This is a genomic window from Streptomyces sp. NPDC048291 (assembly GCF_043201715.1).
In the GTDB taxonomy this organism is placed as follows: domain Bacteria; phylum Actinomycetota; class Actinomycetes; order Streptomycetales; family Streptomycetaceae; genus Streptomyces.
This window is the reverse complement of sequence record NZ_JBICZC010000010.1, coordinates 139403-152735: the sequence shown is the minus strand read 5'-3', so window position 1 is coordinate 152735 and position 13333 is coordinate 139403. Positions and strand designations below refer to the sequence as shown.

Sequence of the window (13333 nt, the reverse complement as noted above, 5' to 3'; positions counted from 1 at the left end):
TCCTCGGCTTCGGGATGCGCGGTCCGCCGCGGCTGCGGGACGGCGTGGCGGCCGGTGGCGAAGGGGTGTCGGACGGGGTGGCGCGGGCACGTCCGCGGCCTGCGCTCCACCTCTTGACATGCAGGTGTGTTGCTGGATTACTTGACCACGCCGCACGCTAACCGAATGTTCGGTCGGGTCACAAGGTGGTGGAAATGACGACCCAGGTACCCGGGACGACACCTGGCCCCGTCGAGACGATGTTCGCCGCGGACGAGGCGTCCCGGCGGCTCGGGATCGAGTTGCTGGAGCACGGCGAGGGGACGGCCGTGCTCCGGATGACCGTGACCGCCTCGCAGGTCAACGGACACCGCATCGCCCACGGCGGGCACGTCTTCCTGCTCGCCGACACGGCGTTCGCCTGCGCCTGCAACAGCCACGGGCCGGTGACCGTCGCCGCCGGGGCCGACATCGACTTCGTCGCGCCCGCCTACGAGGGCGACGTGCTGGTCGCCAGCGCGCGGGAGCGCGTCCGGTTCGGCCGCAGCGGTGTCTACGACGTGAGTGTCGTGCGCGGCGACGAGGTGATCGCGGAGTTCCGCGGCCGTAGTCGCACCCTCCGCACGCAGAATCAGGAGCCGCAATGAGCAGCGAAGTGATCGCGCCCGGGCCGAGGGGCACCCGCCGGGGGGAGCCGCTCCCCGAGGCCCTGCTCGACGAGGCCGAGCGGATGTCCCGCGAGGAGGTCCGGGCGCTCCAGCTCACCAGGCTGCGCACGACGCTGCGGCACGCGTACGACAACGTGGAGCTGTACCGCAAGAAGTTCGACGCGGCCGGCGTGGGTCCGGACGACTGCCGCACCCTCGCGGACCTCGCCCGCTTCCCCTTCACGACCAAGGCGGACCTGCGGGACACCTACCCCTTCGGCATGTTCGCCGTGCCGATGTCCGAGGTGCGGCGCGTGCACGCCTCCAGCGGTACCACCGGCCGGCCCACCGTGGTCGGCTACACCGACAACGACCTGTCCATGTGGGCGGACGTCGTCGCCCGTTCCATCCGGGCCGCCGGTGGCCGCCCGGGGCACAAGGTCCATGTCTCCTACGGCTACGGCCTGTTCACCGGCGGCCTGGGCGCCCACTACGGCGCCGAACGCGCCGGCTGCACGGTGATCCCCGCCTCCGGCGGCATGACCGCTCGCCAGGTGCACATCATCCAGGACTTCCGGCCCGAGATCATCATGGTCACGCCGTCCTACATGCTGACCCTGCTGGACGAGTTCGAGCGCCAGGGCGTCGACCCGCGCTCCACCTCCCTGAAGGTCGGCATCTTCGGCGCGGAGCCGTGGACCGAGGAGATGCGCCGCGAGATCGAGGAGCGCCTGGACATCCACGCGGTCGACATCTACGGGCTGTCCGAGGTCATCGGCCCCGGGGTCGCGCAGGAGTGCGTGGAGACCAAGGACGGGCTGCACGTCTGGGAGGACCACTTCTACCCGGAGGTCGTGGATCCGCTGACCGACGAGGTGCTGGCGGAGGGCGAGAGCGGCGAACTGGTCTTCACCTCACTGACGAAGGAGGCGCTGCCCGTCATCCGCTACCGCACCAGGGACCTGACCCGGCTGCTGCCCGGCACGGCGCGTCCCGGGTTCCGCCGGATCGAGAAGATCACCGGCCGGTCCGACGACATGATCATCCTTCGGGGGGTCAACGTCTTCCCCAGCCAGGTGGAGGAGATCGTGCTGCGGACGCCGGGGGTGGCCCCGCACTTCCAGATCCAGATCAGCCGGCGCGGACGCATGGACCACATGACGGTCCAGGTCGAGGCGCGGCCCGACGCCACCCTCGACGACCGTACGGCCGCCACGAGGACGATCGCCCAGGGCATCAAGGACGGCGTCGGCATCACCGTGGAGGTCGCGGTCGTCGAACCGGAGACGCTGGAGCGCTCGCTCGGCAAGCTGCGCCGGGTGAAGGACCTGCGCGGGGACTAATGCGTTGGCGGGCGGACGGCCGGAGTGCCTACCGTCCTTCCCATGCCAGAACTCCAGTTGCTCCGCGCCGACCACGCCGCGGCGCTGCTCGCCTTCGAATCGGCGAACCGCGCCTATTTCGCGGCGGCCATCCCGGACCGCGGTGACGACTACTTCGCCCGGTTCGACGAGGTGCACCGGGCGCGGCTGGCCGAGCAGGAGGCCGGGACCTGCTACTTCCATGTGCTGGTCGACCCGGCGGGCGAGGTGCTGGGGCGGGTCAACCTGGTGGACGTCGCGGACGGCGGCGCCGACCTGGGGTACCGGATCGCGGAGCGGGCGGCCGGGCGGGGGCTCGCCACGTGGGGCGTACGCCAGGTGTGCCGACGCGCCGTCAACACCTACGGGCTGACCACCCTGCGGGCCGCCGCCGACCTCCGCAACGCGGCGTCCCGGGCCGTCCTCGCCCGGACGGGGTTCACCGTGAACGGTGAGACGCGGCTCTCCCGTGGTCCGGGGCTGACGTATGTGCTGCGTCTGCAGCCCTAGCCGCTCCGCTGGAGTGCCGCAGTCATGTGTCCGCGGCGCCGTCGTGGCTGGTCGCGCAGTTCCCCGCGCCCCTATCGGGGCGCGGCCACGGCCGCGGTGCTCGTGGGCGCCGCGGCCGCCCCGGTGGCGGTCAGCCGTTGACCGGCCTGCCGCGGCCCCAGGCCCAGGCGAGGCGGTCGGCGCCGGACTGGTTGGTGGTGGCCAGCCAGGGGCGGGAGGCGTCGCCGATGAGCTTCTGGATCGAGTAGGTGTCGTCGGTGCGCAGGCCCGGCCAGTAGACCGAGCCCATGCCGAGCTTGCGGAAGGTGTCGGTGTCGGCCTGGATGAAGTTGACGGAGTTGTCGTCGGGAGCGGGCTTGTCGTAGTCCAGGCCTGTCGTCATCGGGGCGCCGAACTCGTCGGCGACCGTGCGGTTCGCGCAGTCGCCGAGCCGCTCCTTCAGGTCGGACACCCACTGGTCGTAGGTGGCGTAGCTCTTCCAGAAGCCGTAGTGGTGCAGGGAGAGGTAGGTGCCCTTCAGCCGCGGGTCGGCGCAGACGGTGGTGACATGGTCGTTGTAGCCGGCGCCGCTGACGAAGACCCGGTCGTGCGGGACGGACGGGTAGGTGGCCAGCCACTTCGCCGCGAGGTCGGCCCACTCGGCGTCGGTGTAGCCGTGCGGCTCGTTCATCGGCTCGAAGTAGACGTGCGGGTCGTGCCGGTAGGCCTTGACGACCGTGTTCCACATGGGCCAGTAGGTGGCCTCGTCGTCGATGAAGCCGTCCTTGTCGGCGCCGGTGCCCTCCCAGTAGGAGACGATCACCTTGAAGCCCTGCGCGGAGGCCGCGTCGATGACCCCGCGGTAGGACTTCCAGTAGGAGCCGTTCACCGTGTACGGGTTGATGGGCAGCCGTACGGTGTTGGCCCCGAGGTTGGCGCGGAAGGCCGCGATCACCCGGGTCGCCTTGGCGTAGGTCTGGGCGTAGCTGTCGGAGAGCGACAGGCCGGAGAGGACCACCGGGTCGTCGGCGTAGTTGTCGCGCGGGTCGGCCCAGTTGACGCCCTTGAACTGGCTGGTGCCGTGGCCCGGTACGGCGGCGGAGGCGGGGCTGCCGGTGAGGGTCGTGGCGCCGACCGCGGCGATCGCGACCGCCGCGAGGGCGGCACGGGTGCGGGGGGCGATACGGGTTCTGGCGGGGGTCCTGCGCATCAACGTGACCTTTCGGAAGACGGCGGCTCGACGCGTGGGCCAGTGGGCCCACGCACGTGTTCACGTAAACATCGACGCGGCATGTTCACGTGAACATCCACTCCGCGACCATGCCCACGGGATCTCCGTCGGGGCTGGTCACGAGGCGATGTTTACGTAAACTCGAAAGCGTCGGAATCGTGGCACCCGCTCCTGCGGCCGTCAAGATTCCCGGTCCCGACTTCCCGTGCATGAAGGAGAATTGAGGGGTGGGGCGATGGTCCTGAACGAGCCGGAGCAGCCGGTCGCGCCGGCCGCGGGCGGGGCGCGGCGGGACGGTTCCGGGGTGCCCGGCGGGCGCCGCAAGCAGCGTGTCTCCATGGCCGACGTCGCCGAACTCGCCGGGGTCTCCTCGCAGACGGTCTCGCGCGTCTCCAACGGGCATCCCGGGGTGGTCGGTTCCACCCGGGAGCAGGTGCTGGCCGCGATGCGGGAGCTCGGCTACCGGCCCAACAGCGCGGCCCGCGCCCTGCGTTACGGGCGGTTCAACACCATCGGCGTGATCCTGTTCAGCCTCTCCTCCACGGGCAGCAGCCGCACGGTCGAGGCAATCGCCACGCATGCCGCGGCCGAGGGCTACGCGATCACCCTCATCCCCATCGACGTGGCCACGCAGGACAACGTGCTGGGCGCATTCACGCGGATGGGCGAGCTGGCGGTGGACGCCGTCATCGTCATCATGGAGATCCATCTGCTCGACGCCGCCACCGTGCACCTGCCGCCCGGCGTCCACGTGGTGGTCGTGGACTCGGACGCCGGGGACCGCTACGGCGTGGTCGACACCGACCAGGCCGACGGCGCGCGCAGGGCCGTGCGGCACCTGCTGGACCTGGGGCACCGCACGGTGTGGCATGTGGCAGGGCCCGGGTCCTCGTACGCGGCCCAGCGCCGGGCCCAGGCCTGGGAGGCGGTGCTGGCGGAGGCGGGGTGCCCGGTCCCGGGGCCGCTGCGCGGCGACTGGTCGGCCGAGTCCGGTTACGCGGCGGGGCTCGCGCTCGCCGAGGAGCCGGAGTGCACGGCCGTGTTCGCGGCCAACGACCAGATGGCCCTGGGTGTGCTGCGGGCCTTCCACGAGCGGGGCCGGTCCGTGCCCGCGGACATCAGTGTGGTCGGCTTCGACGACACCCCGGACACGGCCTTCTTCATCCCGCCCCTCACCACCGTCCACCAGGACTTCGCCGAGGTCGGCCGCCGCTGTGTGGAGGGTGTCCTGCGCCAGCTGCGCACCGGCGACGACTCCCGTCCCGGCACCGACCTCGTCCCGGCCCGCCTGGTGGTCAGGGAGAGCACCGCCCCGCCGCGCACGACGTGACCGCGGTCAGGGCGTCGCGCAGCGCCGAGCCGGCCTGCGGGGGCCCGTCCCAGCGGGCGGCGATGTGGCCGTCGGGGCGGACGAGAAGCGCACCGCCGTGCGGACTCAGGCCGTACCGTCCCGCGGGTTCGCCGGGCATCGGCTCGACGCGCACCGGCCAGGGTCCGGCGGTGTGCCGCCGCCAGCGCCCGGGGTCCGGGGTGAGCACGGTGAACCACTCGCCGAGCGCGTCGAGCGTGGAGCGGCCCGGGGCGAGCCAGTGGTGGGGCATGCGGTGGCCCGGCCGCGCGGTGGGCACGTACTCGGTCCCGGGGGCCTCCGGCCGGCCGTCGCCGTTGCCATGGCCGGCGCCGGCGCCGAGGACGGCTGCCGACTCGTACGCCGTACCGAGCACCAGGCCGAGCTGCGCGAAGTACCGCTCCGACCAGGGCAGTTCGACCGGCGCCGGGGAGCCGCTGCGCAACTGCTCCTTGCGCAGGTCCTGCACCTGGAGCAGCAGCCGGGTGTTGGCGACCGCCTGGCGGAGGGTCTCGTCGGCCACCGGCCGGCGCTCCGTCTCGTACGTGTCCAGCAGGGCGGGTCCGGCCCAGCCCCGCAGCACGCCGGCCAGTTTCCAGGACAGGTTGTGCGCGTCCGCGACACCGGCGTTCATGCCGAGGCCGCCGATCGGCGGGACCGCGTGCGCGGCGTCGCCCGCCAGCAGGACCCGGCCCCGCCGGAAGCTCTCGGCGACATGCGCGGTCATCGACCAGTGCTGGACCCGGACCACGTCGGCACGGACGCCGGCACCGGGACCCAGGGCGTGCGAGACGCGGGCGGACCAGTCGGTCTGCCCGTTGCCTTCGGGCGTGGCGCCGAACCAGGCCCAGCCGCCCTCCGGGTAGAGCGGGGTGAAGGTGCCGAACGCGGTGAAGTAGACCCCGGCGGGCTGGTGCGCGCACCAGCGGCCCAGGTCGGCGTCGAACACGACGGTGGTGTAGTCGCCGAGCGCTCCGGGACCGGAGGCGGGGATGCCCAGCCGCTCGCGGACGGTGGAGTTCGCGCCGTCGGCGGCGACCACGTACCGGGCCCGGACACGGGTCCGCACGCCGTTCTCGCCGTCGGCGAGCGCCGCGACGACACCCTCCGCGTCCTCCTCCAGGCCGACCAGTTCGGTGCCGAACCGCACCTCTCCCCCGGCGGCGGCCAGCAGGGTGGGCTCCAGCCGGTCCTGCGAGGTGACCACCCCGACGACCGGGCTCTCGGCGACGACGGCGCGGACCCCGACCATGGCGGCGCTGGCGAAGTCCGGGTCGCACAGGGTGTCCCGGAAGCGCACCCGCCCGTACTCGCGTGCGAACGCGTCCGCCGTGATCCTTTCGGCGACCCCGAGCCGGCGGAAGATCTCCATGGACCGCACGTTGACCAGCCGGGACCGGGGGAACGGGGACAGCTCCCGGTGCTTCTCGACCAGCAAGGACGGCACCCCCCAGCGGCCCAGCAGCGCCCGCGCGGTGAGCCCGACCGGCCCCCCGCCGACGATCAGCACCGGCACCTCTGCGTCCGCTCCAGGCATGGCTCCATCATCGGGCCCCGGCGGCCGGCCGCCGTCACCGACCACGGGCATGCACCCGAACGGGTGCCCGCCCGCACCGAGGGCCGCGGCCGGGGCCTCGTACCCTGTCCGATGTGTCTCCGGTCCGTCTGCATCGCGTCGCCGTCCTTGTGCTGGAGGGGGCGAAACCCCTCGACGTCGGCATCCCGGCGCAGGTGTTCACGACCCGGGCGAGCATGCCGTACGAGGTACGGGTGTGCGGTGCGGCACCCGGTCTGGTCACCGGCGGCGACGGGCTGTCGTACCACGTCGCCGACGGCCTGGACGCGCTGGAGTGGGCGGAGATCGTGTTCGTGCCCGGGTACCGGTTCCCGGACCGGGACGACCCGCCGCCGGCCGTCGTCGACGCGCTGCTCGGCGCGCACGGGCGGGGCGCACGGCTGGCCGCGATCTCGACGGGGGCCTTCGCGCTGGCCGCGACCGGGCTGCTCGACGGCAGGCGCGCCACCACGCACTGGCACTACACGCGCGCCCTCGCCGAGAAGCATCCGCTGGTCAAGGTGGACGAGAACGTGCTCTTCGTCGACGAGGGCAGCGTGCTGACGTCGGCCGGCGCGGCCTCCGGGATCGACCTGTGCCTGCACATCCTCCGTGGCGACCTGGGCGTCGCCGCCTCCAACCACGCGGCCCGGCGGCTGGTGGCGGCCCCCTACCGCAGCGGCGGCCAGGCCCAGTACGTGCCGCGCAGCGTGCCCGAGCCGCTCGGGGAGCGGTTCGCCGCGACCCGCGAGTGGGCGCTGCACCGGCTCGGCGAACCGCTCACCCTCGACGTGCTCGCGCGGCACGCGGGGGTGTCGGCGCGGACGTTCTCGCGACGGTTCGTGGAGGACACCGGGTACACGCCGATGCAGTGGGTGATGCGCGCCCGGATCGACCTGGCCCGGGAGCTCCTCGAACGGTCGGAGCGGAGCGTCGAGCAGATCGCCGGCGACGTCGGCCTCGGCACCGGCGCGAACCTGCGGCTGCACTTCCAGCGGATCCTCGGCACGACGCCGAGCGACTACCGGCGCACCTTCACCAAGGGCGAGTAGGGCCGCCCGGGTGACGCCTGGCGGGATCCTTTCGAACCGTGGCGTTCTCGCCGCTGTCCCGGCCGCGGGCGGGCCGCGAACCTGGTGGCGTAGCGAAGGGACACCATTCATGACTCGTATCGCCGTCAACGGATTCGGCCGCATCGGACGCAACGTGCTGCGCGCCCTGCTGGAGCGGGACAGCGACCTGGAGATCGTCGCCGTCAACGACCTCACGGAGCCGACAGCCCTCGCGCGGCTGCTCGCCTTCGACTCCACGGCCGGCCGCCTCGGGCGCCCGGTGAGCGTCGACGGGGACGTCCTCGTCGTCGACGGCCGCCGCATCAAGGTCCTCGCCGAGCGCGAGCCGGCGCAGCTGCCGTGGGCCGAACTCGGCGTGGACATCGTGCTGGAGTCGACCGGCCGCTTCACCTCGGCGAAGGCCGCCCGCGCCCACCTCGACGCGGGCGCCCGGAAGGTGCTGGTCAGCGCGCCGGCGGACGGCGCGGACGTCACACTGGCGTACGGCGTGAACACGGACGCCTACGACGCGGAGCTGCACACGATCGTCTCCAACGCCTCGTGCACGACCAACGCGCTCGCGCCGCTGGCCGCCGTCCTCGACGAACTCGCCGGTATCGAGCACGGGTTCATGACCACGGTGCACGCCTACACGCAGGAGCAGAACCTGCAGGACGGCCCGCACCGCGACCCCCGGCGCGCCCGTGCCGCCGGGGTCAACATCGTGCCGACCACGACGGGCGCCGCCAAGGCGATCGGTCTGGTGCTGCCGAACCTCGACGGCAAGCTGTCGGGCGACTCGATCCGGGTGCCGGTGCCGGTGGGCTCGATCGTCGAGCTCAACACGACCGTGTCCCGTGACGTGACGCGCGACGAGGTGCTGGCCGCCTACCGCACGGCGGCCGAGGGGCCGCTCGCGGGCGTCCTGGAGTACTCGGAGGACCCGCTGGTGTCCTCGGACATCACCGGCAACCCGGCCTCGTCGATCTTCGACTCGGCCCTGACCCGGGTCGACGGCCGCCACGTCAAGGTGGTCGCCTGGTACGACAACGAGTGGGGCTTCTCGAACCGGGTGATCGACACGCTCGAACTGCTCGCGCGCTGACGGATGTCGAAGAGCGGAGCGGTCGGTCACCGTGCGGTGGCCGACCGCTCCGCTCCGTGGTTCAGCCGGTGGCGCCGGCCGGGTGCACCGCCGCCTCCGGCGCCGCCTGCGGGGCGCGTGCCGGGCGGATCCCGATGAGGACCGCGGCGATCACCGCGGCCACCAGCATCCCGATGCCGCCTACGAGGGCACAGGTGTGCAGGGCGTCGGTGAAGCTCGCGCCGTAGGCGGCCTGCGCCTGTCCGGTGCTCGCCGGGGTCTTCAGGTGCAGGAAGGCGCCCGCCTGGATGCCGACGTTGGACACCAGGCCGCTCACCTGGCCCTGGTCGGCGGGGCTCAGCCCGGACGAGGCGAGGTGGCCGGGCAGGGTGGCCAGGGTGCGGTGGGTGAGGACGACGCCGAAGACGGCGGGGCCGAGGGCGCTGCCGATCTGGCGGAGCGCGCTGTTGGCCGCGGCGGCGGTGCCCGCGAGCCGGTGCGGCAGGGCGTCCATGGCGATGGTGGTGATCGGCGCCATGGCGAGCGCGATGCCGATGCCGAGGACGCCGATGATCAGGGCGGCCTCGCCGGTGCCGGTGTCGGCCTGGAAGGCGTTCATGAGGAGCGCGCCGATGCCGCCGACGACCAGGCCGGTGACCAGGAGCAGTCCGGGCGTGGCCCGGTTCATCAGCCGCCCGACCAGCGGGCCGAGGACCACGGTGAAGCCGTTGATGGCGATGAGCCGGATGCCGATGTCCAGCGTCGAGGCGTGGTGGACGAGCCCGAAGTACTCGCTGAGCGCGAAGACCAGGCCGACCTGGGCGAACAGGGTGACGGCCATGACGAGCGCCGCGCCGGAGAACGCCCGCGACGTGAACAGGCGCATGTCGAGCATCGGGCAGGCGGAGCGGAGTTCCACGAGGACGAAGCCGGCCGCGCCGAGGGCGGCGGCCACCAGGGCGATCACGACCTGGGCCGAGGACCAGCCGGCGCTGCCGCCCTCGATGACGCCGTAGACGAGGCCGGTGACGGCGACGACGGCCAGCAGCTGGCCGGGGATGTCCAGGTGGCGCTCGCGCTCGGCGCGGGAGTCGGTGAGGACGACAGCGCCGATCACGGCCGTGACCACGGCGAGGACCAGCGAGGGCAGGAAGATCCACCGCCAGCTCGTGTGCGCGACGATCACGCCGTTGACCACCGGGCCGAGGGTCAGCCCGAGGCCGAGGGCGGCCGTCCAGAGGGCTATCGCGCGAGCGCGTTTGCGGGGGTCGGGGATGACGTGGCCGATCAGGGCGAGCGTGGCGGGCAGCAGCGCGGCGGTACCGACGCCGGTGAGGGCCTGGCCCACGCAGACCTGCACGACGCTGCCGGCGGTCAGGCAGACGAGGCAGCCGATGCAGAACAGCGCGAGCCCCGCGAGATACGTCTTCTTGCGGCCGTACAGGTCGCCGACCATGCCGCAGGTCAGGAGCAGTGCCGCGGTCGGCAGGATGAAGGCGTCGGTGATCCACTGCAGGCCCTCGGTGGAGGCGTCGAGGGCCTGTTGCATGACCGGCAGCGCGACGGAGACGCCGACGACCGGCAGGTAGGAGACGAACACGCCGAGGCAGGCCAGCACGACGGTGGCCGTGATGTGCCGGCCGCCGGTACCGGTGTCGGGCGGCGCGGACGACGGGGACGAGGCAGGAGAAGGCATGGCCACAGGGCACCTCGGGGCAGTGGAGTGACAGGGCGACGTCCGGGGGCGGCGCTGGGGTGACCTGTCGACTCCCGATCGACCGGTGCACCGCGGCTCTGCCGCCGGGCCGACAGCGGGAGCCGCGTCAGGTCGGTCCCGGTTGCCGTCCGCGCGGCGCCTGCGCGGCGGGTTCGGCCGGAATCTCCGTTGACGTGAGCCACTTCTGTCGGGGCGAGCGCTTCGGACCGTATACCGACGTGCCGCCTGCGGAGATGCCCTTGGACCCGCAACCTAAGGTGAACGGCGCTGACGCCTGCCGCCGCTTTCCGCGGACGCGGGCATGCCGGGTGTCGGCATGCCCGCGTCGCACCGGGGTGTCGGGTGGGTCAGGACGGGAGGGTCCAGTTCTGGTTGGCGGCTCCCGAGCAGGACCAGATCTGGAGCCGGGTGCCGTTGGCCGAGCTAGGTCCGGTGGCGTCGAGGCACTTGCCCGACTGCGGGTTGACCAGCGAGCCGTTCGAGCCCGCCTGCCAGACCTGCGAGCCGGAACCGTTGCAGTCGTACAGCTGGACCTTGGTGCCGTTGGCGGTGCCGGCCCCGGTCACGTCCATGCACTTGCCGAGCGCGGTGAGCGTGCCGGTGCCGGAGACCGTCCAGTTCTGGGCGGCGGTGCCGTTGCAGTCGTAGAGCTGTACGGCGGTGCCGTTGGCGGTGGCGGCGCCCGCGACGTCCACGCACTTGCCGCCGTACCCGTGGATCGGTCCGGTGGCGCCGGTGGGCGGGGTGACCGGGCCGGACTGGCCGGCCGCCCACTTGATCTCCTGGAGCAGGAGCTGGTTCTGCTGGGCGCTCGCGAACGTCGAGGACAGCGTGGTGTTGGTCGAGTAGTCCATCGCGTTGTGGCCGAAGTTGTTGTAGACCATCTTGTAGTTGCGGTTGGACCAGACGATCGGGTAGTAGCCGCTGTACCAGGTCTGGTTGGGGTCGGTGCCGATCGGGAAGGTGGACGGGGCCATCGAGGCGAGGATGTCGATGGCGGGGTTCTGCCGCAGGTCGTTCTGCCAGCTGTACCACTCGCTCACCGAGGACGTGATGGTGGACGGGAGGTTCGCGGTCGCCGGGTGCGAGGGGTCGTCGATCTGCAGGGTCTCCTGGGTCGGCCCCCAGGAGTTGCTCTTGAAGGTGCCGGTGCCGAGGAAGGTGTTGTGGTACCAGGGCCAGTCGCTGGTGTCGTCGTTGTACGCCGAGACGTGGAATCCGATGAACCCGCCGCCGTTCGCCATGTAGGTCTGGAAGGCGGCCTGCTGGGAGGCGGTGTGGGGGTAGTTGTCGAGGAACATGACGACCTGGTAGCCGGCCAGGGTGGAGGCGTTGAGCCGGCTCCAGTCGGTGGTCGCGGTGTAGGTGAAGCCGTTCTGGGCGCCGGTCTGCGGGAACCAGGTGTTGGCCTCGTGGTCGAAGCTGATGTGGGCCGCGTCGTAGGTGCCGTCGTAGAAGGCGATCACGTTGATCGTGGTGGCGGCGCGGGCGTCGTGGGCGGGGCCGGTCTGGACGCCGAGCACGACGGCGACCAGGGCGAGGAGTCTTAACAGGGTGCGGGGCCAGGTGAGGTGCGGGTGGGGGGTGTTCATGCGGGGGCCTTCCTCATACGTGACCGTCGGATACATATGCGGGTGAGCCGCATTGAAGGCCCCGGCGCGCGTACATGTCAATGGTGCAGACCAAGTCGATGGTGCAGGCCACGTGCGCGTGACGGGTGTGAACGCCGGTGCGGGACGGCGCGCGGGGTCGGGGCGACCGCGGACCACGGACCGCACGGGATGCCGTGGGCGGCCGGGTGCAGCACCGTGGACATGACGGCGTCTCCCGGAGGTGCCCTGCGGAAGCTGCACCCGCCTGTGCGGTTCGGGCGCATGTACGCGCCCCGGACATCGCTGGAGGAGACATGACCGACCTGCTCACGGAGGTTCTGGAGGCCCACGGCGGCGCCGCACGCTGGGACCGGCTGAGCACCGTGACCGCCACGATCGTCAGCGACGGGGAGCTCTTCGCGGCCAAGGGCCTGCCGCGGGACCTCCAGCCGCGGCGGATGACCGTCGCCCTGCACGACGAACACGCGTCCGTGCGTCCCTTCGGAGCCCCCGGCCAGCGGACGGACTTCACCCCCGGCCGCATCGCGATCGAACGCACGGACGGCACGGTCGTGGCCGAACGCCTCACTCCGCGCACGGCGTTCGCCGGACACACCCTGGAGACTCCCTGGGATCCGCTGGACCGCGCCTACTTCAACGGGTACGCCCTGTGGACGTACCTGACCACGCCCTTCTTCACCCTGATGCCCGGCATGCGCGTGGCGGAGGCCGACCCCTGGGACGAGTCGCCGACCGAACGCTGGCGCTGTCTGCGGGTCACCTTCCCCGAGGACGTCGCCAGCCACAGCACGGTCCAGCACTTCTACTTCGGGGACGACCGCCTGCTCAGGCGCCACGACTACCACGTCGACATCGCCGGAGGCTTCGCGGCCGCACAGTACGTCCACGACATCCGGGAGGCGGACGGGATCAGGTTCCCCACCAGGCGCCGCGCGTATCTGCGCCAGCCGGACGGACGGCCCGACCACGATCACCTCATGGTCAGTATCGATCTGAGCGACGTCCGTTACGTCTGAACGGCACGTGGACCTCGGAGACGGAGGATGAGCGGCATGGCCACGCACGGCACCATCGGTGTCCTCGGCGCGGGCGAGGTGGGCCGGGCGGTCGCCGGGCAGGCCGTCCGCCGCGGCCATGAGGTGGTCATCGTCAACAGCCGGGGCCCCGAGTCCCTCCGGGCCGTCGTGAGCGGGCTGGGGCCGCCGGCCCGCGCCGGGACGGCCTGACCCGGCGGCTCGGGTGACACCCTGAGGAGCG

The 13333-nt window shown here is 72.3% G+C and carries 12 protein-coding genes; 8 read left to right on the top strand and 4 right to left on the bottom strand.

Annotation, left to right across the window (positions count from 1 at the left end):
* Window positions 1–194: 194 nt before the first annotated feature.
* Genes paaI through ACGF5O_RS26975 form a run of 3 tightly spaced genes read left to right on the top strand, consistent with a single transcriptional unit; the run spans window position 195 to window position 2497 of the window.
* Window positions 195–626: a hydroxyphenylacetyl-CoA thioesterase PaaI gene (paaI, locus tag ACGF5O_RS26985; RefSeq protein WP_393812446.1), complete on the top strand. Its 432-nt coding sequence runs from the start codon at window positions 195–197 to the stop codon at window positions 624–626.
* Entirely contained in the window at window positions 623–1969 is a 1347-nt protein-coding gene (gene paaK / locus ACGF5O_RS26980; protein WP_393812445.1) for a phenylacetate--CoA ligase PaaK, read from the top strand. Before paaI ends, paaK begins: the two co-directional genes overlap by 4 nt.
* A 42-nt stretch (window positions 1970–2011) precedes the next feature.
* Window positions 2012–2497, top strand: a complete 486-nt coding sequence (locus tag ACGF5O_RS26975) for a GNAT family N-acetyltransferase (protein WP_393812444.1) — start codon at window positions 2012–2014, stop codon at window positions 2495–2497.
* Window positions 2498–2627: 130 nt separating this feature from the next.
* Here the strand turns inward: ACGF5O_RS26975 and ACGF5O_RS26970 are convergent, their stop codons facing one another.
* A complete protein-coding gene (locus ACGF5O_RS26970) occupies window positions 2628–3686 on the bottom strand; it encodes a glycoside hydrolase family 5 protein (RefSeq protein WP_393812443.1) in 1059 nt (352 codons plus the stop codon).
* A gap of 256 nt (window positions 3687–3942) precedes the next feature.
* Between ACGF5O_RS26970 and ACGF5O_RS26965 the strand changes: the two genes are divergently transcribed.
* Complete coding sequence (locus ACGF5O_RS26965; RefSeq protein ID WP_393812442.1) at window positions 3943–5037, top strand: LacI family DNA-binding transcriptional regulator; 1095 nt, start codon at window positions 3943–3945, stop codon at window positions 5035–5037.
* Here the strand turns inward: ACGF5O_RS26965 and ACGF5O_RS26960 are convergent.
* The gene (locus tag ACGF5O_RS26960; protein WP_393812441.1) at window positions 5003–6592 is read right to left on the bottom strand and encodes an FAD-dependent monooxygenase; all 1590 of its coding nucleotides are present in this window, start codon (window positions 6590–6592) and stop codon (window positions 5003–5005) included. The two genes, ACGF5O_RS26965 and ACGF5O_RS26960, sit on opposite strands and share 35 nt — an antisense overlap.
* Window positions 6593–6705: 113 nt before the next feature.
* Between ACGF5O_RS26960 and ACGF5O_RS26955 the strand changes: the two genes are divergently transcribed.
* Complete coding sequence (locus tag ACGF5O_RS26955; protein ID WP_393812440.1) at window positions 6706–7662, top strand: GlxA family transcriptional regulator; 957 nt, start codon at window positions 6706–6708, stop codon at window positions 7660–7662.
* Window positions 7663–7771: 109 nt separating this feature from the next.
* Window positions 7772–8767: a type I glyceraldehyde-3-phosphate dehydrogenase gene (gap, locus tag ACGF5O_RS26950; protein WP_393812439.1), complete on the top strand. Its 996-nt coding sequence runs from the start codon at window positions 7772–7774 to the stop codon at window positions 8765–8767.
* Between the two features lie 61 nt (window positions 8768–8828).
* On the opposite strand, the gene ACGF5O_RS26945 is transcribed toward gap, so the two are convergent.
* Together ACGF5O_RS26945 and ACGF5O_RS26940 are read right to left on the bottom strand one after the other, a co-directional pair.
* Window positions 8829–10442, bottom strand: coding sequence for an MFS transporter (locus ACGF5O_RS26945; RefSeq protein WP_393812438.1), 1614 nt, complete (start codon window positions 10440–10442; stop codon window positions 8829–8831).
* Window positions 10443–10810: 368 nt separating this feature from the next.
* Complete coding sequence (locus ACGF5O_RS26940; RefSeq protein ID WP_393812437.1) at window positions 10811–12055, bottom strand: ThuA domain-containing protein; 1245 nt, start codon at window positions 12053–12055, stop codon at window positions 10811–10813.
* Window positions 12056–12369: 314 nt separating this feature from the next.
* On the opposite strand from ACGF5O_RS26940, the gene ACGF5O_RS26935 reads away from it, so the two are divergent.
* Both ACGF5O_RS26935 and ACGF5O_RS26930 read left to right on the top strand, forming a co-directional pair.
* Window positions 12370–13092 (top strand): hypothetical protein, encoded by a 723-nt coding sequence (locus ACGF5O_RS26935; RefSeq protein ID WP_393812436.1) that lies wholly within the window; start codon window positions 12370–12372, stop codon window positions 13090–13092.
* Window positions 13093–13128: 36 nt separating this feature from the next.
* A complete protein-coding gene (locus tag ACGF5O_RS26930; protein WP_393812435.1) occupies window positions 13129–13302 on the top strand; it encodes an NAD(P)-binding domain-containing protein in 174 nt (57 codons plus the stop codon).
* Window positions 13303–13333 lie beyond the last annotated feature (31 nt).

Excerpts from the sequence above, each read along its gene's own strand:
- paaI (WP_393812446.1), top strand. The coding sequence starts at position 195 with ATGACGACCCAGGTACCCGGGACGACACCTGGCCCCGTCGAGACGATG.
- paaK (WP_393812445.1), top strand. The coding sequence starts at position 623 with ATGAGCAGCGAAGTGATCGCGCCCGGGCCGAGGGGCACCCGCCGGGGG.
- ACGF5O_RS26975 (WP_393812444.1), top strand. The coding sequence starts at position 2,012 with ATGCCAGAACTCCAGTTGCTCCGCGCCGACCACGCCGCGGCGCTGCTC.
- ACGF5O_RS26970 (WP_393812443.1), bottom strand. The coding sequence starts at position 3,686 with ATGCGCAGGACCCCCGCCAGAACCCGTATCGCCCCCCGCACCCGTGCC.
- ACGF5O_RS26965 (WP_393812442.1), top strand. The coding sequence starts at position 3,943 with ATGGTCCTGAACGAGCCGGAGCAGCCGGTCGCGCCGGCCGCGGGCGGG.
- ACGF5O_RS26960 (WP_393812441.1), bottom strand. The coding sequence starts at position 6,592 with ATGCCTGGAGCGGACGCAGAGGTGCCGGTGCTGATCGTCGGCGGGGGG.
- gap (WP_393812439.1), top strand. The coding sequence starts at position 7,772 with ATGACTCGTATCGCCGTCAACGGATTCGGCCGCATCGGACGCAACGTG.
- ACGF5O_RS26945 (WP_393812438.1), bottom strand. The coding sequence starts at position 10,442 with ATGCCTTCTCCTGCCTCGTCCCCGTCGTCCGCGCCGCCCGACACCGGT.
- ACGF5O_RS26940 (WP_393812437.1), bottom strand. The coding sequence starts at position 12,055 with ATGAACACCCCCCACCCGCACCTCACCTGGCCCCGCACCCTGTTAAGA.
- ACGF5O_RS26935 (WP_393812436.1), top strand. The coding sequence starts at position 12,370 with ATGACCGACCTGCTCACGGAGGTTCTGGAGGCCCACGGCGGCGCCGCA.
- ACGF5O_RS26930 (WP_393812435.1), top strand. The coding sequence starts at position 13,129 with ATGGCCACGCACGGCACCATCGGTGTCCTCGGCGCGGGCGAGGTGGGC.